21 protein-coding genes are annotated in these 19,815 nt (G+C 50.5%); 18 read left to right on the top strand and 3 right to left on the bottom strand.

The window, feature by feature from the left end; translation table 11 throughout:
• Window positions 1-329: 329 nt before the first annotated feature.
• The 4 genes from FHS19_RS29980 (at window position 330) to corA (ending at window position 4,470) form a co-directional block, all read left to right on the top strand.
• Window positions 330-1,442, top strand: coding sequence for a DUF3048 domain-containing protein (locus FHS19_RS29980; protein ID WP_246426890.1), 1,113 nt, complete (start codon window positions 330-332; stop codon window positions 1,440-1,442).
• A 229-nt stretch (window positions 1,443-1,671) separates the two neighbouring features.
• Window positions 1,672-2,286, top strand: coding sequence for a DUF47 domain-containing protein (locus FHS19_RS29975; RefSeq protein WP_183586179.1), 615 nt, complete (start codon window positions 1,672-1,674; stop codon window positions 2,284-2,286).
• Window positions 2,287-2,302: 16 nt separating this feature from the next.
• Complete coding sequence (locus tag FHS19_RS29970; protein WP_183586176.1) at window positions 2,303-3,292, top strand: inorganic phosphate transporter; 990 nt, start codon at window positions 2,303-2,305, stop codon at window positions 3,290-3,292.
• Window positions 3,293-3,510: 218 nt separating this feature from the next.
• Window positions 3,511-4,470, top strand: a complete 960-nt coding sequence (gene corA, locus FHS19_RS29965) for a magnesium/cobalt transporter CorA (protein ID WP_183586174.1) — start codon at window positions 3,511-3,513, stop codon at window positions 4,468-4,470.
• A gap of 333 nt (window positions 4,471-4,803) precedes the next feature.
• Here the strand turns inward: corA and FHS19_RS29960 are convergent, their stop codons facing one another.
• Entirely contained in the window at window positions 4,804-5,397 is a 594-nt protein-coding gene (locus FHS19_RS29960) for a hypothetical protein (RefSeq protein ID WP_183586172.1), read from the bottom strand.
• Between the two features lie 238 nt (window positions 5,398-5,635).
• Here FHS19_RS29960 and FHS19_RS29955 point away from each other — a divergent pair, with 238 nt between their 5' ends.
• The 5 genes from FHS19_RS29955 (at window position 5,636) to rlmD (ending at window position 10,280) form a co-directional block, all read left to right on the top strand.
• The gene (locus FHS19_RS29955; protein ID WP_183586170.1) at window positions 5,636-5,872 is read left to right on the top strand and encodes a hypothetical protein; all 237 of its coding nucleotides are present in this window, start codon (window positions 5,636-5,638) and stop codon (window positions 5,870-5,872) included.
• Between the two features lie 524 nt (window positions 5,873-6,396).
• Window positions 6,397-6,687 carry a YerC/YecD family TrpR-related protein gene (locus FHS19_RS29950; protein ID WP_076176780.1) on the top strand — a complete coding sequence of 97 codons (291 nt, stop codon included), beginning with the start codon at window positions 6,397-6,399 and terminating at the stop codon, window positions 6,685-6,687.
• Window position 6,688: 1 nt separating this feature from the next.
• Window positions 6,689-7,465 (top strand): sirohydrochlorin chelatase, encoded by a 777-nt coding sequence (locus FHS19_RS29945; RefSeq protein ID WP_183586168.1) that lies wholly within the window; start codon window positions 6,689-6,691, stop codon window positions 7,463-7,465.
• A gap of 51 nt (window positions 7,466-7,516) precedes the next feature.
• A complete protein-coding gene (locus tag FHS19_RS29940) occupies window positions 7,517-8,398 on the top strand; it encodes a diacylglycerol kinase (protein WP_183586166.1) in 882 nt (293 codons plus the stop codon).
• A 346-nt stretch (window positions 8,399-8,744) separates the two neighbouring features.
• Complete coding sequence (gene rlmD, locus FHS19_RS29935; protein WP_183586164.1) at window positions 8,745-10,280, top strand: 23S rRNA (uracil(1939)-C(5))-methyltransferase RlmD; 1,536 nt, start codon at window positions 8,745-8,747, stop codon at window positions 10,278-10,280.
• Between the two features lie 59 nt (window positions 10,281-10,339).
• Here the strand turns inward: rlmD and FHS19_RS29930 are convergent, their stop codons facing one another.
• Entirely contained in the window at window positions 10,340-10,894 is a 555-nt protein-coding gene (locus tag FHS19_RS29930) for a GrpB family protein (protein ID WP_183586162.1), read from the bottom strand.
• A 486-nt stretch (window positions 10,895-11,380) separates the two neighbouring features.
• On the opposite strand from FHS19_RS29930, the gene FHS19_RS29925 reads away from it, so the two are divergent.
• From FHS19_RS29925 to FHS19_RS29880, 9 genes are all read left to right on the top strand, one after another.
• Window positions 11,381-11,962: a TetR/AcrR family transcriptional regulator gene (locus FHS19_RS29925; RefSeq protein ID WP_183586160.1), complete on the top strand. Its 582-nt coding sequence runs from the start codon at window positions 11,381-11,383 to the stop codon at window positions 11,960-11,962.
• 511 nt (window positions 11,963-12,473) lie between these two features.
• Window positions 12,474-12,989 carry a hypothetical protein gene (locus FHS19_RS29920; protein WP_183586158.1) on the top strand — a complete coding sequence of 172 codons (516 nt, stop codon included), beginning with the start codon at window positions 12,474-12,476 and terminating at the stop codon, window positions 12,987-12,989.
• Window positions 12,990-13,090: 101 nt separating this feature from the next.
• Window positions 13,091-13,732 carry a peroxiredoxin-like family protein gene (locus tag FHS19_RS29915; protein ID WP_183586156.1) on the top strand — a complete coding sequence of 214 codons (642 nt, stop codon included), beginning with the start codon at window positions 13,091-13,093 and terminating at the stop codon, window positions 13,730-13,732.
• A 332-nt stretch (window positions 13,733-14,064) separates the two neighbouring features.
• Complete coding sequence (locus FHS19_RS29910; RefSeq protein WP_221224162.1) at window positions 14,065-14,994, top strand: tRNA dihydrouridine synthase; 930 nt, start codon at window positions 14,065-14,067, stop codon at window positions 14,992-14,994.
• A 206-nt stretch (window positions 14,995-15,200) separates the two neighbouring features.
• Window positions 15,201-15,929, top strand: coding sequence for a nucleotidyltransferase domain-containing protein (locus tag FHS19_RS29905; protein ID WP_183586152.1), 729 nt, complete (start codon window positions 15,201-15,203; stop codon window positions 15,927-15,929).
• Between the two features lie 243 nt (window positions 15,930-16,172).
• Window positions 16,173-16,622 carry a DUF1569 domain-containing protein gene (locus FHS19_RS29900; RefSeq protein WP_183586150.1) on the top strand — a complete coding sequence of 150 codons (450 nt, stop codon included), beginning with the start codon at window positions 16,173-16,175 and terminating at the stop codon, window positions 16,620-16,622.
• Window positions 16,623-16,884: 262 nt separating this feature from the next.
• Complete coding sequence (locus FHS19_RS29895; protein ID WP_183586148.1) at window positions 16,885-17,085, top strand: hypothetical protein; 201 nt, start codon at window positions 16,885-16,887, stop codon at window positions 17,083-17,085.
• A gap of 417 nt (window positions 17,086-17,502) precedes the next feature.
• Entirely contained in the window at window positions 17,503-18,144 is a 642-nt protein-coding gene (locus FHS19_RS29885) for an HAD family hydrolase (RefSeq protein ID WP_183586144.1), read from the top strand.
• 306 nt (window positions 18,145-18,450) lie between these two features.
• Window positions 18,451-19,023 carry a histidine phosphatase family protein gene (locus FHS19_RS29880; RefSeq protein ID WP_183586142.1) on the top strand — a complete coding sequence of 191 codons (573 nt, stop codon included), beginning with the start codon at window positions 18,451-18,453 and terminating at the stop codon, window positions 19,021-19,023.
• A 150-nt stretch (window positions 19,024-19,173) separates the two neighbouring features.
• Here FHS19_RS29880 and FHS19_RS29875 read toward each other — a convergent pair whose 3' ends face one another.
• The gene (locus FHS19_RS29875) at window positions 19,174-19,641 is read right to left on the bottom strand and encodes a DinB family protein (protein WP_183586140.1); all 468 of its coding nucleotides are present in this window, start codon (window positions 19,639-19,641) and stop codon (window positions 19,174-19,176) included.
• Window positions 19,642-19,815: the final 174 nt, after the last annotated feature.

Raw genomic sequence — 19,815 nt, 5'->3', positions numbered from 1 at the left:
CAGATCCAACAAAATCACAAAAAAGATTTCAGTTATGTTTAAGCTTCGAACACTAAGCTGGAACTCTCCGAAATATGGGATGTTCCGGGAGAACGAAAAACCGAATAACCTTCAGTGTAACGTTGTCCGGTGTAAATGCCTCCTCTGTAACGGGATCTCTTCTGGCTGTGCCTATGCTCCCTTGCAATGCGTGCGTCAATCTGCCTGAAAACACAGACAGATACCGCCCTTTTGTGATTAAATGGAAAGGACAGGCAAGTGCGGAAGAGCCGCACCAAGACAGCAGGGGATGACCGGGAGTTTACGAGGAAGGGATGAGCTTAAGGCGAATGAACGATACGTGGAATACGGGCTGGAGGAGGATGGCAGGCACGCTGCTGTGCCTGACGCTGAGCGGCGCGCTCTTGGCCGCCTGCACCGAGAAAGCGGCGGAGGCGCCGCAGCCGCCCGCCGCCGGCGAACAGCAGCCGGCGCAGGACGAGCCGGCGCCGGAGGAGACCGCGCCGCCGGAAGCGGCGGAGCAGGAGCCGGCCGCCTATACGGCGCCGCTGACGGGGCTGCCGGTGGAGCAGCCGGCAGACATGAGGCCGCTGGCGGTGATGATCAACAACGCGCCGGCCGCGCGGCCGCAGTCGGGCCTGACCCAGGCCGACATCGTGTATGAGGTGCTGGCGGAGGGCGGCATCACGCGGCTGATCGGCATCTTCCAGAGCCGGGGCGCCGAAGAGACGATCGGGCCGATCCGCAGCATCCGTCCGTATTTGATCGATCTGGGCGAGAGCTACGGCGGCGTACTGGTGCACGCCGGAGGCAGCAACGACGCCTACGCGATCATCCAGCGCCAGCACAAGGAGGACCTGGATGAGATCAGCAACGCCGGTCCGTACTTCTGGCGCGACAAGAGCCGCAAAGCGCCGCATAATCTGTATTCGAGTGCGGACAAGCTGCGCGAGGGAGCGGACAAGCGCGGATACGCGGAGCATGTGGAGCTGAAATCCTATCCTTATCACGATCCGGCGGACGACAGCATTCCCGGGGGCGAGGACGCTGCGGGCGTCGACGTTACCTTTTTGCTCCAGAGCTATAAAGTTTCCTATAAATATGATACTGCCACCAAGCTCTATCAGCGCTTCATTAACGGCAAGCCGCATATCGACCTCAACAACAACGAGCAGCTGACCGCGGCGAACGTCATCGTGCTGGGCGCCGACCAGAAGGTGCTGGACGATGTGGGCCGGCTCGACATCGACGTATCTTCCGGCGGCAAGGCCGTGCTGCTGCAGCGGGGCAAGGTGCTGGAGGGCGAGTGGGTGCGCGCCAAAGGGGATGTCATCCGCTTTGTAAAAGACGGCCAAGAGGTGCCGCTGTACCCGGGGACTACGTATTTTAACATTGTGCCGAATGCGCCATCTTTCGACAGCCATCTGCAGCTTCTCAAATGAGGGTAAAAGAGGAAAAGGATGGCGAATCCTTGCGGGAATTGTCAACCTTCCGGATATTTTGGTAGGGAATGGGTAAGTTTAATATATAAATTCGGCAGCGAGTTTACATTGCATTAAAATTGAAAGCCGCTTATCTTTACAAACCGTAGGACGGATTGATAAGATAACAAGGGTTGTCATTCTCATGTTTTTGCGGTGTTTATGCAAACTTATGTAAAGGGGTTATCGTATGAGATTGAAGAAAAAGGACATATTTTTCCAAACCCTGGAGAATATGGCCGATACGATTGTTCAGGCTGCCGATTATTTCACCCAGCATGTGGCCAATCTGCAAGATGTGCTTGTTTTTGCCAACGAAATGAAGAGATTCGAGTCGCAATGTGACGATTACACGCACACGATTATTACAGAACTCAACAAGACATTCATTACGCCCATCGAACGTGACGACATCATGGACCTGACAACCACCATGGATGATGTGATGGACGGGCTGGAAGCCTGCGCTTCCCGTTTCGACATGTACCATCTCCCGGATCCGGATGAGTATATCGTGCAATTCGCGGAAATTCTGCGCCAGTCGGCATACGAGATTCAGAAGGCGATCCACCTGCTGTCCCAGAAGAAGCTGCTGGCCATGCGTGAATATACGATCCGCCTGAACGACCTGGAGAACCAGGGCGACGAGCTGCTGCGCATCTGTATTAAAGAGCTGTTTGCGAAAGTGACCGATCCGATCGAGCTGATCAAGCGCAAGGAAATTTACGAACGCCTTGAGACGACCACCGACGCTTGCGAAGACGTGGCCAACATGCTGGAATCGATCATTATGAGCAACTCGTAAGGGGTTTTGGAGACACATGGAGACATCATTATTTGTACTTACCATAGTCATCATTCTGGCGCTGGCGTTTGACTTTATCAACGGTTTCCACGACACGGCGAACGCGATCGCCACGTCCGTATCGACACGGGCGCTGAAGCCGCGGACAGCAATCCTTCTGGCGGCGGTTATGAACTTTGTCGGCGCAATTATGTTCACGGGCGTTGCGAAGAAGATCGGCGGCAGTGTCACCGACCCCTCCACGCTGGACAACGGGCTCGAAGTTGTCATAGCCACGCTGCTGGCGGCGATCATTTGGAACCTCGTCACCTGGTGGCTCGGCATTCCGTCCTCCTCGTCGCACGCACTCATCGGTGCGCTGGCCGGAGCGGTTTATGTCGGAGCAGGCGCAAGCCATATCAAGTGGAGCGGTTTTACGGAAATTGTGGAAGGCTTGCTGTTATCGCCACTCATCGCATTTGTGATCGGATATATTGTCATGACGATTCTGAAGTGGATCTTTGCCAAACGCAGCCCGCATACGGTTAATAAAGGCTTCCGGTTCATGCAGATCATTACGGCGGCGCTGCAGTCGTTCACGCACGGCACCAACGATGCGCAGAAGGCAATGGGGATCATCACTCTTGCACTGGTGACATCGGGCCGGCTGGAGACGCTCGAAGTTCCGCTCTGGGTTAAAATCGCTGCGGCGACCTCCATGGCGCTCGGCACGTCCATCGGCGGCTGGAAAATCATCAAGACGATGGGCACGAAAATTTTTAAAATCGAGCCGATCAACGGCTTTGCGGCAGACTTCTCGTCCGCTTCCGTCATCTTCACGGCAACGCTCCTGCACCTGCCAGTCAGTACGACGCACGCAATTACGTCCGCGATCTTAGGCGTAGGCAGCGCGAAGCGCTTTTCCGAAGTGAAATGGTCGCTGGCCGGAAGAATCGTCATCACCTGGTTCATTACCATTCCGATTTCAGCGGTGCTGGCGGGTATTATCTTTAAAATCCTTTTCTAATCTTGTTTAAATATCAATATATAGATGTACACATTTGGAGTAGAGTGGGGGCCAATCGTCAAAGGGTTGGCTTTTTTGTTACGTTAAAATAGGCCGGCGTGACTTCATTCGAACGGATGCTGTACAATACGAAGATAGATCAGAACATACATATGAGGTGCTCCGCTTCTGCCGGAGCCGGAACACAAGCCGCTAGAGGGGAGCTTAGCTGAACGCCGATGATACGCACGCTTGCCATTACCCATTCCCATGAGGTGCTGACGGGAATTTCGCTGGAGGAAGCCCGGATGGAGGACTATGCTTGGATGTGGGTGGATTTCAACGGTCCGAACGAAGAGGAGTCCGCCCTTTTACATACGTATTTTCATTTTCACCCGCTGGCGGTCGAGGACTGCATGCATGTGCTGCAGCGGCCGAAGCTGGATATGTACGAGGATCTGCAGTTCTTCGTTCTGCATGCGCTTGATCCCGATACCCTCGGGGTTGATGAGGTAGACCTCTTCCTCGGGCATGACCTGCTCGTGTCTTTTCATCTCAAAGAGCTGCCGGTCGTCGACGATGCCTGGAATCAGATCCTCCAGCACGCGCATGACCGCAAAATCTGGGCGCGCGGCCCGGTTTCCTGCGCCTATACCGTTATGGACCACCTGGTGGACCGCTATTTTCCGAGCTTATACAAAATCGAGGATGAGCTGGCCGACCTGGAGAACCGCGGCGGCAAAGAGTCGGTCGAGGAGCTGATGAACCAGGTGTTCGACCTGCGCGGCCGGCTGCTGAAGCTGCGGCGGACGATCGTGCCGATGCGCGATCTGCTGTACCGGGTCGTCAACTCCCAGCATGTCCAGAACAACAACGAGCATAAGGTGTATTTTGCCGATATCTACGACCACCTGCTTAAGCTGACCGACATGATCGAGGCCGACCGCGAAATGACCGCCGACCTGCGCGACAGCTACATCTCGCTCAATTCCAACCGGGCGAACGCGATCATGAAGACGCTGACGGTCATTACCGTCATCTTCATGCCGCTGACGCTCATCGCCGGCATCTACGGCATGAATTTCGTCGATATGCCCGAGCTGCACTGGAAGTACGGCTACCCCGCCGTCATGCTGCTCATGTTCGTGCTGGGGGCGGGCATGGTGCTATGGTTCACGAAGCGCGGTTGGTTCAAATAGGTTTAGGGGCCATAAAGGGTTGCGTCAGGCCAAGAGTATGGCAAGGTAGAACAGGGCAATCGGCCAGGGCAGGGTAAATTAGAACGGACCGACAGGATAAGATCACGTATAGTAGAACGGAATGCGCCAGGCCAGGCACGGAAGTGGAGAGACTTCTGCGCTTGGGACCTGGCGCTTGTATGTTCTTTGGGCAATGATATGGTGGCGAAGAGGGAACATCGTCATTCTTTCGGTAAAATCGGACGTCATGAGGGTATCGGTACAGTGGATGATGGATCAACACCATGAAGGCTTCGTTCGGCTTAAACGGCAATGGTGGTGGCTTTTTTAACGTCAGCTGCGCTTCTTCTTGGAAGTTTTTTTCGACGAGCTCTTCTTCGACGACGATTTTTTCTTGGAAGTCGACTTTTTGGACTTCTTCTTCCGGCGGGGTCTGTACTCTCCATCATTGCTGCTGTTGGTCTTGCCTTTACCGAGACCCGCGAACAGCTTAAACATTGGGGCGATCTGCTGCATACCGGTCATCACCTTCTGGAACTTACCGACGGAGTTCACGATGCCGTCGATGCCGCCCACCCGGTCGATCAGTCCCTTGAGGTCGCCGAGCTGGGCGAGGGAGAAGCCGGTCTTGGCGGTTTCGGCTGCGGCGGCGACCGGTGCGGCGGCTGCGGCTGCGGCGGCCGCGGGAGCAGCGGAGGCGGCTGCAGATACCGGCGGGATGACCTCGGCTGTACCAGCCAGCCCTTCCGGCCCGTAATAAGGCACAAACCCGGGAGCGCCGCCGGGTAATCCGCCGGGTGCTCCAAAATCGGGATAGCCTTGAATACCGGGATACGGGGACTGCGGATATGGGGAGGCAAATTCGTTCAGCGAGCGGTGATCAGCTTTGGGCTTTGCCTTTGACTTATGATAGTAATGCTCAGGCATGATATCACTTTCCTTTTTGGAATGATTTACTATACTGTATGTGCTGGGCAAACATAATGTATGGACGTTAGCCCGGTAGACAGGGATAGGAGCGGAAACGGGCGGATGCCCAGGGGGCGCGGAAGCAGCGAAGGGAACGGGTGGCATCGTTGGACTGCGGCTTTATTTTCGCTTGACCCTGACATTAATGTCACGGTTTATAATGAGGTCATCCCGAATAGAAAAGGAAGATGCCGTGATGGATATTTCGTCCCAAGAAGAACACATGATTCAGGCACTGCGCGAGGTGGCATTACCCCCACTATTTGTGCTCATCCGGATTCGAAACGATATTTTAAATGACACGGTCAATATCGAAGAAGGCCGGAGAAATGAGCTCGTGAACACGTTGGAACACTACATCGCTCCGCTCTGGGAAGATTACCATCAGGAGAAGAATTCCCGAGCCAAGGAAGGACCTTCGAGTCCGGAATGAACTGGACACGACAGGACATCACAGCAACGAGCCACGCCGCCATATAGGGCGGTTTTTCTTTTGCACAAAAATCGACATTCAAGGATCACACGGCCCTTATCCTACAAGATTCAGCGGGGGCCCGGTTGGTGCAGGTGTGGAGGCAGGAATATCGCCAGTCTGTGATCACGACCTGAATCTGATGCCGAGAATTGGAAATGATCCACCAAAACATGTACAAGCCCGCCCGGATGATGTATAATTTAAGCGCTTTCAAGTGGAAGGTGGTGTTCTATGCATTTTAACCGTGGAAGGGCATCGGGGACCGGGCGGCGGATCCATGCCGCTTTATTTGGCCTGCTGCCATGCAACTCTTCAGTGCGTGAATCCGTTAACGCTTGAAAAGTTCATACCGGCTCGGTACAATGGGAGTACATAGAGGACTATCATTTGAACACGGATTGACCGATATTAAATGTGGAAAGACCCTGTGACGGGAGCAAAATCCTGAATAGGCAATAGTTACAATAGGGGATGATATTTCAGTGCAACTGAAGAAACTTAATGATAAAAGCATCGACCAACTATTTGAAGCCATTTTAACTCTTAAAGATGTAGAGGAATGCTACGTATTTTTCGACGATCTATGTACCGTTAACGAGATTCAATCCCTCTCCCAGCGTCTGGAAGTGGCGCGTATGCTCGGCAAGGGCAGCACGTACAATCAGATCGAAGCGGAGACGGGAGCGAGCACGGCCACCATTTCGCGGGTGAAGCGCTGTTTGAATTATGGCAACGAAGGGTATAAAATGACGTTAGAGCGTCTCGGGCGTTAATATGCGCAAACCGGGGGTACTTGTTATCAGTCACGGCTCCAGGGAATCCTCCTGGGTCCAGCTGGTCGACGATGCCGTCCAACAGCTGCCGCTGCGGGGAGAACTCCCTGTGGCGGCTTCGTTCTTGGAGATCGTGGAAGGCCGCTTGATTCAGGACGGGATTGATGAACTGGAGAGCCAGGGCGTTACGGATATATTGGTGATTCCGCTGTTTGTCTCTTCGGGCAGCACCCATGTGAATGAAATCGCATATGCGCTCGGCGTCATTGACGCCCCGGCCATCGACACGGACCTGGAGCCATTTCGCATCCGGGCGAATATTCTGTATGGAGAGCCGATCGACAACGATCCGGACGTGGCCCGCATGGTGTGGGATAAAGTGAAGACGGAATCGGAGAACCCCGGCGAGGAGGTTCTTATTCTTGTTGGTCACGGCAGCAGCCATGACGGCTTCCGCGAGCGCTGGGAGGAGGGCCTCTCACGTCTCGCGGAGAGCGCCCGGGCGATCGGCGGCCTGGCCGCGGCGGACTATGCCCTGCTACGGCCTGACAGCGTGCGGGCGAAGGTGGAATACTGGCAGCAGGAACGCGGGATGCAGGTGATTGCAGCTCCGCTGTTTTTGAGTGACGGGTATTTCACCCGGACGGTGATTCCGCAGCGGCTGGACGGGTTAAATTACCGGTATTCAGGTGAAGCGCTGCTGCCGCACCCGCTGCTGACCCATTGGATGGAGCGGCAGATCCGGAGCTGGCTTGCGCGTGATGCTGACGCGTCATGATAAGGAACAGGCGCTTATTCGGAAATTATCAACTTATTAGGTGGCGTATGTATGAAAAGAGCACGTTTGATTTATAATCCCACCTCAGGCCGGGAGGAGATGCGCCGGCGTCTGCCGGACATTCTGCACCGGCTCGATCAGGGCGGCATCGAGGCTTCCTGCCATGCCACGATGGGCGAAGGGGACGCCACGAAGGCGGCCATCGACGCCGTGGAGCGGGGGTACGACATGATCATCGCCGCCGGCGGGGACGGCACGCTGTACGAGGTCGTCAACGGCATGGCGGAGCGGGATAACCTGCCGCCGCTCGGCGTGTTCCCGGTCGGAACGACAAACGATTTTGCGCGGGGACTGGGCATTCCAAGGAACTGGGAAGACTACTGCGACCTGGTCATCCGCCAGCAGACCCGCCCCATCGACGTGGGCAAGGCGAATGACCGCTATTTCATCAACATTGCTGGGGGAGGCACACTCACAGAGCTGACGTATGACGTGCCCAGCCGGCTGAAGACGATGATCGGCCAGCTCGCTTATTATATTAAAGGCGTGGAGAAAATGGTCAGCCTGTCTCCGCAGGAGCTGATCATCCATGCCGAGGGCCAGGAGACGATCCATGACGAGTTCATGATCTTCCTGATCACGAACACGAACTCCGTCGGCGGCTTCGAGAAGCTCGCGCCGGGCGCGCGGATCGACGATGGCCTGCTCGACGTGATCGCCCTCAAGAAATGCAATCTGGCCGAATTCGTGCGGCTGGTCAGCCTCGCGCTGCGCGGCGAGCATTTCAACGACAAGAAGGTCGTCTATTTCCGCACGAGATCGATGGAAGTGACGTCCCCGGGCAAGGTGCTGCTGAACCTGGACGGGGAGCTTGGCGGAACGCTGCCGGGGCAGTTTTCGGTGCTGCCGCAGCACTTGCGGATTTTTGCTTAAGGCTTGTTTTTGACATACTTCGATATAGACAACATGGATAGGAATAGGATGGTTCGTCCAGGCGCAGGGAAGCTGAGCAGGCGGTGGATCATCGTAGGAGAGTTAAGGTGTCGGCATGCAGCTCATCCGTTAGGATGAGGGCAGGGCATCTTGACTTTTTTTGTGCGCTTTTCTGTTATAATGGGAAGGATGCGGGGAAGAAATGAAGCCGGAGGGTTGTGGGGCTTATGACCTGCGGGATACAGCATAATCAAACTAAAAGACATTAACGAATACAAGTGGACAGGCCGCCGTGAATCGGGGCTTTCCCTTTCAAAATATACTCGAAAGAAGTGACTCAAGCAGCATGAACAAGCGACACAGCCGCCGGAATCCCGGCAGCCGCAGCACGCCTGCACCGATTGCCGGCCTGCCGGTAGCGAAAAACGATGAAGCCGTCATCGACATCATCGGCATGAACCATGACGGAGAAGGGGTCGGCCGCGCCGAAGGCTATACCCTGTTCGTCGCGGGCGCCCTTCCCGGCGAGAAAGTCCGCGTGAAGGTGCTCAAGACCAAGAAGCAGTACGGCTACGCCAAGCTGCTCGACATCGTGCAGGCGAGCCCCGACCGGATCGCGGCGCCCTGCCCGATCTATGACCAGTGCGGCGGCTGCCAGCTGCAGCACATGGACTATGCCGCCCAGCTCGCGTGGAAGCGCCAGCTGGTCGTGGACAACCTGACGCGCATCGGCAAACTGCAGGTGCTCGGCGAGCCCGAGCTGCGCGGGGTGCAGGCCATAGGTGGGGCGGCAGGCGCGGACGCTGCTGCGGCTGCTTCCGCTGCCGCAGCGGGCGGCGCAGCGCAGCAGGGCATCCAGGTTCATGCCACGCTGGGCATGAACGAGCCGTGGCGCTACCGCAACAAGGCCCAGGTGCCGATCGGCGTCACCGAAGGCGGCCTGGTGGGCGGCTTCTACGCCCGCGGCAGCCACCGCATCATCGACATGGAGGCCTGCCTCATCCAGCACGAGCACAACGACGAGGTCGTTGCCCGCGTGAAGGCCATCGGGCGGAAGCTCGGCGTCTCCGCCTACGACGAGGAGAGCGGCCAAGGCCTGCTGCGCCACGTTGTCGTGAAGGTCGCTTTCCGTACCAGCGAGATGATGATCGTTCTGGTAACGAACGGGGATAAGATACCGCATGCGGATGAGTGGATCTCGGAGATCCGCAAACAGCTGCCGTCGGCGGTTAGCATCTGCCAGAACGTGAACACAAAGCAGACGAATGTTATTTTCGGAGACGTGACTCGCGTCCTGTGGGGCAGCGAGGTTATCTATGACTATATCGGCGACGTGAAGTTCGCCATCTCTGCGCGGTCGTTCTATCAGGTGAACCCGGCGCAGACGGAAGTGCTGTACGGGAAGACCGTCGAGTATGCGCAGCTGACCGGGAAAGAAACGGTTATCGACGCGTACTGCGGCATCGGGACGATTTCACTGTTCCTGGCGCAGCATGCGGGCAAGGTGTACGGCGTCGAAATCGTTCCGGAGGCGATTGAGGATGCACGCCGCAATGCGGAGCTGAATGGGATGAGTAATGTAACGTTTGAGGTAGGGGCGTCTGAGGATGTGATTCCTGCCTGGAAGGAGCAGGGCATCGAAGCGGACGTCATCGTTGTTGACCCGCCGCGCAAGGGCTGCGATCCGAAGCTGCTGGAGACGATTTTGGAGATGAAGCCGGAGCGGGTGGTGTATGTGAGCTGTAATCCTTCCACACTGGCGCGGGATTTGCGGGTGCTGGAGGATGGCGGGTACCGCACGGTGGAAGTGACGCCGGTGGATATGTTTCCGCACACGGTGCATGTGGAGTGTTGCTCACTGTTAGTTTGGAGCGGGACATAACTCGGAGATGTATTGGCGGAATTAGTAAAGAGGGGCGCAGAGCCCCTCTTTTTTCATTCCTATTCTACAGTTAAACTCTCTTTTGCCAATCTTGTTATTTTACTGATAAACTCCGTCTTGCTCTCAGTGTAGGCTTCCCTGTCATGCCTAAAAGTTTCGGCTAATTTAATTTTTAGTTCCTCGTACTCCATTGCTACAGAAGGATTCATCCTTAAATAATTTCTAAAATACAATCTATCCCATAGGAAATCCTGTTCTTTTGTCCCCATATGAATGTGGAAGGATTCCTTTTCTAGTCCAGTAGGGGAATACCCTTTAACAAACATAATATGGTTTCTTTGTTCCTGCATGAGGGTATACTCTTTCTTACTCATTAAGTCAATTATGATATCTCGGTATTCACTTATCTGTGGAATCTCCACTAAAATATCAACGATAGGTTTTGATGATAAGTTTGGAACCGCAGTGCTTCCCATATGCTCCACCCTTAATGCGATGTTTGAACCAAGAATATTAATGATGTTTTGTTTTTCCCTTTCAAACATGGAAACCCAGTTTTTGTCATATCGTTCAATTATTATTGGATATAACTTACCTAGTTCCTCTCTATTCATAACTATCTCCTTTCATATTGAACCGAAGATATTATTTTTCTGTAAGACTAGTTCCACTTCTTAACAGCAATAACCTTCTTGTATAGACTGAAAGCTGATAAACCTAGCCGCTCATAAAGATTTGAGTTATCGTTCGCTCGAGGGAGCAGTAAGACCATCAAGCATAAAACCTGAAATGTCTCCCTCGATATACTCCAAGAACAAATCAAGCAAGTCAGCAGTTCTTTCCTTGACCGCCGCTGTGATTGACTGTTTATCTTTTTCGCTTCAGGTTTCTCCAATCACGTTTACTATAACGGTAAACAAACCGTTTCTTAGGGAGTAGCCACACCGCGAAAGTTAGGTTTACGTTGGTAATAATCACGGTCCTGGTTTTGTGATCGTGAACAAGGATTGGCCACTTGTACTTTAGTTCTGAAATACCGGCTCCCGTACAACACGACGATGCTAATTGACAAACTACCTACCAGAAGGTAGAATGACGATATGACAAATTTATCTAGCACCTATGACGAAATTTTGGATTGTGCGCGTTCTCTGATCATCGCTGGCGGCTACAACGGCTTCAGTTATGCCGATATCGCTGAGGTGGTTGGGATTCGTAAGGCGAGCATCCATCACCATTTCCCAAGCAAGGTCGATCTGGTCCAAACGCTGGTTGCGCGGTATCGGAAAGAAGCCGAAGCGGGGATGGCGAATCTTGAGCATCAGGGATCCGATCCGCTCGAACTGCTTCGGTTCTATGCTGGTTATTGGGAAGCCTGCATCATGGACGACAGCGCTCCGTTTTGTGTCTGCGCGCTGTTGGCAAGCCAGCTCCCCGTCCTGCCCGAGGAAGTTTGCCTAGAGGTCCGGGCGCATTTCCGCTCCCTGTCGGCTTGGTTGACATCCGTGCTGGAGCGCGGTGCACGGCAAGGTCAGCTTCAACTGATGGGTACCCCTCATGATGAGGCCGAAGCGTTCATGGCGACGGTTCACGGCGCGATGCTCTCGGCGCGGGCCTATGGCGATCCGAAGATTTTCGGCGTCGTGACAAGCTCGCTCTTGGAGCGATTCTCTTCGCGATGAAAGCCGCGATGGCGATGGTTTGTAGTCAAGATCTAGAAGAAAAGAGGTGACCCTTTAGCTTAACCCATCCAGAGAGCAGGCTACGTACTAATGAGGATAAGCCCGCTTTTTACGAACGAATCGCATCTCATTCGCCAAGTGCACATACGAGGCATGCCGACTACATATCGTCAGCCTACAGTGAGAACGGCGTGTTTGATTGTCGCTGAATGATCGCCAAACGGCCCCTGTTGTCCGTCGATGGATCAGATATACATTAAGATCAACTGAGTATGGGATATCGGTTGTGGCCGGCCCCATCGAGTGGTCCGAGTGTGATGTTTTGTTTTTCACGATTGGCACGGGGGGACGTTTAGTAGCTGGTGGAGCTTTGTCTTTTTAATCTACCTATTAGTAGGTAGTGGGTAACGACCAAATGAATTTTTGATCAGAGTGCTGTTAGCCGCTAGTATCGGCTCGCGCCAAGACAGAACAAATCAACCTTGTCCTAAAGGACTGGAAGGAGACATTTATGTTTGGAATTTCATCACTCGGCTGGGTGCATACACTCAGCAGCTTGCCCGCCATTCCGCTGGCTATCTATATGTTTGCTCGTTACGGACGGATAGTGCCTCGGTCAAAGCCCGGTGTCGTCTACTTCATTTCGATGCTGATTGGCGCGATCACCGTATTCCCCATCGCACATCAGTCGGTCAGCTATGTCATTGGTACGGCAACGATCCTGTTGCTGCTCGCCGGATACGGCATCGGGCGTATTTCGAGCTTTGGTCGTGCGGGGAAGTACCTCGAAACCATCTTCCTGAGCCTGACGGCGTTTCTGCTCATGTTGCCGACCATTACCGAAACCCTGACCCGTGTTCCAAACGGTCATCCCTTCGTCACCGATCTGAGTTCGCCCATTCTTCTCGGCGCTCAAGCCAGTCTCTTCGTCATTCTTATCGTTGGCTTGACAGCCCAAATCATCCATTTGCGCAGGCAAAGCAGGCTCGCGGCATTCGCCTCACCAGCCGAGATTTCTGCCAAATGAAGCATCATGAACTGAAATTTAGCCCGACAAATAACCAGCAAGTCTATCTAGCTTATAGCCGCTTCTATTGAGAAGGTTTTAATAAAAAAGGAGAGCAAAACATGTCATTAACTCAAGCTTTAGCGGAAGCCAAACAGCAATTTATCGCGCATACCCCTTTGGAGATTCAAACAGAGATGTTCCGTCAGATCCGGGAGCAGCAGGAATCCGGTATTCCTTACGGCCGGCAGGAGGGGGAGAAGGCGAAAGATTTTACACTCAAGAATGCTTTGGGAGAAACGGTGAACCTTTATGAGGAACTCTCCAGAGGACCTGTTGTCCTGACATTCTACCGGGGCGGATGGTGCCCGTTCTGCAACAGTCAGCTGAAGGCTTATCAGAAGTTACTGCCGGACATCGAAGCCCTTGGGGGCAAGTTGATCGCAGTCAGCCCGCAAAGCCCGGACAATACGCTCTCCCAGCAGGAGAAAGAAGAGCTGACCTTCCAAGTACTGAGCGACACCAACGGTCTCGTGGCTGCTTTCTATAACATCCTTTACGACGTTCCGGATTATATTCAGAACATGATGAAAACAATGGGCATGGACCTGGCGGAATACAATGCGACGAACCGCTGGATCCTGCCGATTCCTTCCACCTTTATGATCGACGAATCCGGCATTATCCGTTCTGCCTACGTGAATCCGGACTTTATGCAGCGGTTGGATCCGGCGAATATTTTGCATAAATTGAGAAAGCTGTAATGATGGATTGTCTATGTTTCATAGGAATGGCATGATGAATTGATTGGTAAAAAGAACGAATTTCTGATCGGGGAATTCGTTCTTTTTCTTATATCTGACAAGATAAAAATTCGGAGTAATTTGATATATAATATGGTTAGAGGGGTTGGAAGTCCAAGTGTACTTTGGTTTAATCATAAGCTGTGAAGCATGATATAAGTGGACGAGTCGTCGAACATTAGGCGTTATATTTTGGACAACGTGTGAAGCTTTATTTTTACGAGAGGATTGAGTTTGAAGTGAACCATAATTTTTGGCTTGATTTACCCCGGCCTTTTTTTATACTTGCACCAATGGAGGATGTGACGCATGTTGTTTTTCGTCATGTCGTGAGTAAAGCAGGAAGACCGGATGTGTTTTTTACCGAGTTTGCGAATACGGAGAGCTATTGTCATCCCGAAGGAAATCATAGCGTGCGCGGCCGTTTGCTATTTACCGAGGATGAACAACCGATGGTTGCACATATATGGGGCGATAAGCCGGAGTATTTTGAAAAGATGAGTATCGGTATGGCGAAGGCAGGATTTAAAGGGATCGATATCAATATGGGTTGTCCTGTTCCTAATGTGGCATCCAATGGGAAGGGAAGCGGCTTAATTCTCCGCCCAGAGGTTGCCGCTGAAATCATCCAAGCCGCCAAGGCAGGAGGATTGCCTGTAAGTGTGAAGACCAGACTTGGTTTCACCAGGGTGGATGAATGGCAGGACTGGCTGACCCATATTTTGAAGCAGGACATCGCTAATCTTTCGATCCATTTGCGTACAAGAGACGAAATGAGCCAAGTCGATGCCCATTGGGAACTGATTCCTGAAATTAAGGAGCTTCGGGATCGTGTGGCGCCACATACGCTGCTCACGATTAATGGAGATATTCCTGACCGTCAAAAGGGCTTGAAGCTGGCTGAACAATATGGTGTGGATGGGATCATGATCGGGCGTGGTATTTTTAAAAATCCATTTGCTTTTGAAAAAGAGCCGAGGGAACATAGCAGTAGCGAATACCTTGATCTTTTAAGATTGCAGCTGGATCTTCATGATCAGTATTCCCAGCAATTAGAGACACGGCCGTTCAAAGCTCTTCATCGCTTTTTCAAGATTTATGTCAAAGGGTTCAGAGGGGCCAGCGAACTCAGAAATCAATTGATGAGCACGACGTCTACCGATGAAGTGCGTGCGCTTCTGGACGAGTTTGCACAGCGTATGGATGAGGGCGGAGACAATTAAATAAGGTATGCGGAGTAACTCCGTCCCTTAGGGGATGGAGTTTTTTGCGTTCTACGATAGAGGTATTTTGGCCTTATTGGCTGCGGTTGTGTTGTACTGAAGGGCAGAATATGATAATTGTACGATAAGCATGATCCATATGGAGTGAGGACCTTGAGATTCACCGATTATGCCAACAAAAATATACAATCGTGGGAGTTGTTCGTATGATTGATGAAATCAAACAGTTAGTATATGAAAATTGTAATCAGCCCAATGTATTAGGTGTACTTTTAATGGGTTCGGTTTCGGCTGACGCTCATGATCAGCTCTCGGATGTCGATTTGCTTGTCGTCTATCAACAGTCTGAGCCCGTGTTGCGTCTTCCTAACGCGGCTTGGAAATGGGATGTATCCTACATAAGCGAAAAAGAGATAAAAGGGCTTCAAAAACTATCGGATTGGCGAGCGAACGCTTTTTTAACAGCTCAAATCATCGTTGACCATACCACATGGCTGCCATCGGTTATTCATGAAATCTGTACACTCTCTGATCAAGAATCGGAAAGACAAGTCGCGAGTTGGTTGGATGCCTATCTGAATGCTTTTTATCGATCTATGAAGGCGGTAAGAAGAAATAATGAGCTTGGATCTTTGCTGCAGGCTTCATCGTCTATCATGTGCTTAATCAATTGCTTGTTTAGTCTTAATAAGCTTATTTCCCCTTATTTGGATAGAGTCGATATCTTACTTGATCGTTTGGAGCATCTTCCAATGGAGAAGGCAGCTTTAAGTGAACGTTTTGCAGCGATATCCCAATCCGCTAACCCCAAGGATCAAATCATATTGTATAGAGCTACCGAAAAATTACTAAGATCTTCTGGTTTCAATCCAGTGTATGAGGCTTGGGGAGACCAGCTGGAAAATGAAGTGAATTACTGGAAGGCTAAAGATTAGCCCGTGGGAAAAAAAGTAAATTATTGAGTGGCATGAAAAGAGTACTTAGCAGCGGACGGTGTGTTTCTTGACGTCGCCAATAACATTACTACATTATCAGGTTAATTAAGCTGACGAGTAGGCTAGGAGAGAATTTCATCATCAATGGAATAGCAATCCCGAAGAAATCGAGTATGCGAATAAAGGTATAATGTAACTGTCTAGCTATAACGTTTATCAGTCATTAAATTAAAGGAGTCTGTTATGAAAAACATCTTTAATCAAACGGACACAGTGGAGATCTTGAATCGTATAGACAAATTGAGTCCAAATTCACGCCCTCAATGGGGTAAGATGGATGTTGCCCAAATGCTAGCTCATTGCTCATCGTTCCATGACATTGCAATGGGAAGAACCTTTCCCCCAAGAGGTTGGTTAGGCATATTAATTGGAACGTTCGTGAAACCCCTTTTTTTTAATGACAAGCCACCTGCCCGCAACATGTCCACTATACCTACAATTTTGATTGTAGAAGAAAAAGACTTTCAAAAAGAAAAAGTAAAACTAAAACAAAAAATTATGACATTCCAGAACAATGGCCCGGAAAAATGTACGTCTCACCCACATCCCTTTTTTGGAAAACTGACTCCTGAGCAATGGGGAAAAGGATTATATAAGCACCTAGATCATCACCTAAATCAGTTTGGTGTTTAGTCATGAACTGAAGTATTAAGCTAACGGGAAACGATAGCTCAATAATGAACAAGAAGCCAGCCGATTACTTTGACCGGCTGGCTTTATTTAACTAAGGGGATACGATAGTTGAATAAAACTTAATGTGGAACAGGCTGCAGTAGCCTGCTCATTTTATTAAGCTAACGGACAGTTTAGTTATACCTGTTAAGTACCATTTTGTCCCATTTGGAAGTAGTATACAATAGGTTGTACTAACCCAATCGAGGAGAGTGTGAACCCCATGATATACGGCAGTACACAATGTGCGATTGAATATGCCCAACGTGATGCCATTGATGAGTGGATTCAGTTATTTCTTAGAAATGACGGAGACAATGTTGCATTGGCAGACGGGTTATTGGAGAAGAAGAGGTACTATATCGGTCCTGTCGTTGCGGATATATCGGAGTTTGGAATTGAAGAAGAGCTCCATCGTATCTGACTAAAGAGAACGATATAGCATGGTTTTTCCATGTCGTTGATAAAATGAAGAACGCATATGGTGATTGGGATTTTCCGCCACTAATCGTCTTTTATTCGGCTGGCAAATATGAAATTGCTGATGGGCGTCACCGCAATGAGGCATTTCGGCAAATGAAAATAAAACAAGTACCGGTTGTTTTTTGGACCGATTCTGAGGAGGATTTTCGCTACATGATCGAGCATACTTCATCTATGGAAATGAACTTTGGATGACTCGAATGAGTTAAGCTAACGGGCAGGTTAGTATAATTGTAGAATCGAAATTTATTTAATAACTTATTTTCTTCAGTTACACATCAGTGGCCTGTCTACTTAGGGCGACCAACGGCGCTTGATGGCACGCAGGGTTGCCGTGCTGACAAAGGAGAACGAAACAATGATAAAGTACATACTTTTCGATCATGATGGTGTTCTGGTTGATACTGAATTCTGGTATTACAAAGCGGGAGAACGCGCTCTGGCTGACATTGGATTTACCTTGGATAAAGATCAATACCTCCGCGACATGACCCAGTCATTGGGCACTTGGTCCCAAGCTAGGGCGGCAGGTATTGATGAACAGACCATTAGCAAGCAGCGCGAGGTTCGCAACGTCTATTATCAGGAATATCTAAGAACAGAGGCCATAGAGATTGAAGGCGTAGCTGAAACTCTGGCCGAACTGTCAAAGTACGTCCGCATGGCTATCGTGACAACTGCAAAACGTGCGGATTTTCAACTTATTCATGAAAAGCGCCAGATTAGACAATTCATGGAATTCGTCCTTGTTCGCGAAGACTACGAGCGCACCAAGCCGCACCCGGAACCATACTTGACCGGCCTAAAGCGCTTCGGAGCTACCAAAGAAGAGACTCTGGTTGTAGAGGATTCAAACAGAGGGTTGAACTCAGCCGTGGCGGCTGGTATCGACTGTGCGATTGTCCATAACGACTTCACCAAAACACATGACTTCTCACAGGCCAGCTATCGAATCAAGACTCTGATTGAACTAAAGGACATTATCCTGAAAGTACCCTGAGAGAGCATTCGCCACCGTGTCTCGTACTCACTTTCGTGATGCCCGTGGTACTTGGAGCTTGGCTGCTAGGTACCACGGCATGCGCGGGTTGGATTAAAGTATGATCATCCCGACTCTCACAGGGTTCGTTAGACGAACCTTGTCATTAAACAAACGGGAAACAATAGCTCAATGAAGACTTTTGAAGGCAGCAGTTTTTTTAATCGTCTGCTTTTTTTGTTAAGCTAACGGATAGTACTTGTTCCAATATATGGTACCATTTGTTTGAGTAATGATGGGGAAATTGTAGTCATTAAGGGGGCAGGTATGGCGACCACAATAGGCCTTATTAGACATGGGGTTACTGAATGGAATAAACTTAGCAAGGCTCAAGGAATATCTGACATACCTCTAAACGAAGAAGGATTAGAGCAAGCATCTGCACTGGCAAAAAGACTTTCAAGCGAAGAATGGGATGTTATATTCTCCAGTAATCTAACGAGAGCTAGGCAAACTGCCGAAATCATTCAGCCATGTTTGGGAGTACCCTTATTCACTGATGAATGTATTAGAGAGATTAATTGCGGGCTAATTGAGGGCACCACCGAGGAAGAGCGTATCACTCGTTGGGGAGCAAATTGGCGTGAGCAAAATCTTGGTATGGAAGATTTCAAGATGTTCGCAAAGCGAGGTCTAACTTTTCTCGATAAACTCATTAAAGAATATGTTGATAAAAGAATATTAGTTATAAGTCATGGAGCATTGATTGGGCTGTCATTACAACATCTTTTGCCCGAACGTTTCCAAAAAACGTATATAGATAATACTTCTGTAACCATTCTTACACACACTAACAGCAAATGGGCATGCCAAATATATAACTGCACCAAACACCTTTAGCTATTGTGACTAAAATAACGGGAAACGATAGTTCAATCTGTAAGGAGCATTTTGCGACGGTGAAGTGCTCCTTACATTTTTTTATTCAACAACCTATAGGTTAGCTAGAGGTGTGGGATTCCAAAAGTCGGGATAACAATGACGGAATGGTTAGCGCGGCAGGACCTTTAATTGGCTGGATATCGTTCCAAGGTGAAAAGCTTCATGAATCAGAGTGAAGTTTAACAGCTCGCCTGGGGTGCTGAATTGAAACGGCCCCAAGGAAAACGGATTAGATAGCTTCTCGCCCAGCATTTCAGGCACCAGATCAGATATGCGGGACAGCTGCGCTGTTAACATTTCGATCAACTCTTCCTTCGATGGAGGATCAAACGTCCAGTCCAAGGGTTTCGTTCCTGTGTTAAACAGCGTTTCATACGAGTCCGGTATGGCCGACGGGGAGCCAAAAATTAAAGGAGAATACTTATCCCCCCAATAAATCATATGGCCGAGATTCCAACGGATTGTATTGTTGAAACCTGCCGCTTGAATGTCGAACAATTCCTCAGGGATAGCGTTTACCTGCTGTAGCACCAATTGACGTCCGGTTTTTGCCGTGTTGATAATCATTTCAGACACGTTGATTCCCTCCTTTGTAATGAGAACGCTTGATATGTTCCTAGTGTAGGTCTCATGGAGCTTACCATCAATGTAGTGGGCATTACCGAAACGTTAAGTATGAGTTAACATTATTCATTGACAGACAAATAAGATGGCATAACAATAATCATTGAAGATTCATTCAGCCATGCA

Origin of the sequence: Paenibacillus rhizosphaerae (assembly GCF_014192015.1) — a bacterium.
In the GTDB taxonomy this organism is placed as follows: domain Bacteria; phylum Bacillota; class Bacilli; order Paenibacillales; family Paenibacillaceae; genus Paenibacillus_AQ; species Paenibacillus_AQ rhizosphaerae.
The sequence above is the reverse complement of the archived record's forward strand: the minus strand, read 5'-3'. Positions and strand labels throughout refer to the sequence as shown.

Excerpts from the sequence above, each read along its gene's own strand:
- FHS19_RS29920 (WP_183586158.1), top strand. The coding sequence starts at position 12,474 with ATGTTTGGAATTTCATCACTCGGCTGGGTGCATACACTCAGCAGCTTG.
- FHS19_RS29930 (WP_183586162.1), bottom strand. The coding sequence starts at position 10,894 with ATGAATAGAGAGGAACTAGGTAAGTTATATCCAATAATAATTGAACGA.
- FHS19_RS29880 (WP_183586142.1), top strand. The coding sequence starts at position 18,451 with ATGGCGACCACAATAGGCCTTATTAGACATGGGGTTACTGAATGGAAT.
- FHS19_RS29905 (WP_183586152.1), top strand. The coding sequence starts at position 15,201 with ATGATTGATGAAATCAAACAGTTAGTATATGAAAATTGTAATCAGCCC.
- FHS19_RS29895 (WP_183586148.1), top strand. The coding sequence starts at position 16,885 with ATGATATACGGCAGTACACAATGTGCGATTGAATATGCCCAACGTGAT.
- FHS19_RS29975 (WP_183586179.1), top strand. The coding sequence starts at position 1,672 with ATGAGATTGAAGAAAAAGGACATATTTTTCCAAACCCTGGAGAATATG.
- FHS19_RS29910 (WP_221224162.1), top strand. The coding sequence starts at position 14,065 with ATGGAGGATGTGACGCATGTTGTTTTTCGTCATGTCGTGAGTAAAGCA.
- FHS19_RS29925 (WP_183586160.1), top strand. The coding sequence starts at position 11,381 with ATGACAAATTTATCTAGCACCTATGACGAAATTTTGGATTGTGCGCGT.
- FHS19_RS29940 (WP_183586166.1), top strand. The coding sequence starts at position 7,517 with ATGAAAAGAGCACGTTTGATTTATAATCCCACCTCAGGCCGGGAGGAG.
- FHS19_RS29955 (WP_183586170.1), top strand. The coding sequence starts at position 5,636 with ATGGATATTTCGTCCCAAGAAGAACACATGATTCAGGCACTGCGCGAG.
- FHS19_RS29945 (WP_183586168.1), top strand. The coding sequence starts at position 6,689 with ATGCGCAAACCGGGGGTACTTGTTATCAGTCACGGCTCCAGGGAATCC.
- FHS19_RS29970 (WP_183586176.1), top strand. The coding sequence starts at position 2,303 with ATGGAGACATCATTATTTGTACTTACCATAGTCATCATTCTGGCGCTG.
- FHS19_RS29980 (WP_246426890.1), top strand. The coding sequence starts at position 330 with ATGAACGATACGTGGAATACGGGCTGGAGGAGGATGGCAGGCACGCTG.
- corA (WP_183586174.1), top strand. The coding sequence starts at position 3,511 with ATGATACGCACGCTTGCCATTACCCATTCCCATGAGGTGCTGACGGGA.
- FHS19_RS29885 (WP_183586144.1), top strand. The coding sequence starts at position 17,503 with ATGATAAAGTACATACTTTTCGATCATGATGGTGTTCTGGTTGATACT.
- rlmD (WP_183586164.1), top strand. The coding sequence starts at position 8,745 with ATGAACAAGCGACACAGCCGCCGGAATCCCGGCAGCCGCAGCACGCCT.
- FHS19_RS29960 (WP_183586172.1), bottom strand. The coding sequence starts at position 5,397 with ATGCCTGAGCATTACTATCATAAGTCAAAGGCAAAGCCCAAAGCTGAT.
- FHS19_RS29900 (WP_183586150.1), top strand. The coding sequence starts at position 16,173 with ATGAAAAACATCTTTAATCAAACGGACACAGTGGAGATCTTGAATCGT.
- FHS19_RS29915 (WP_183586156.1), top strand. The coding sequence starts at position 13,091 with ATGTCATTAACTCAAGCTTTAGCGGAAGCCAAACAGCAATTTATCGCG.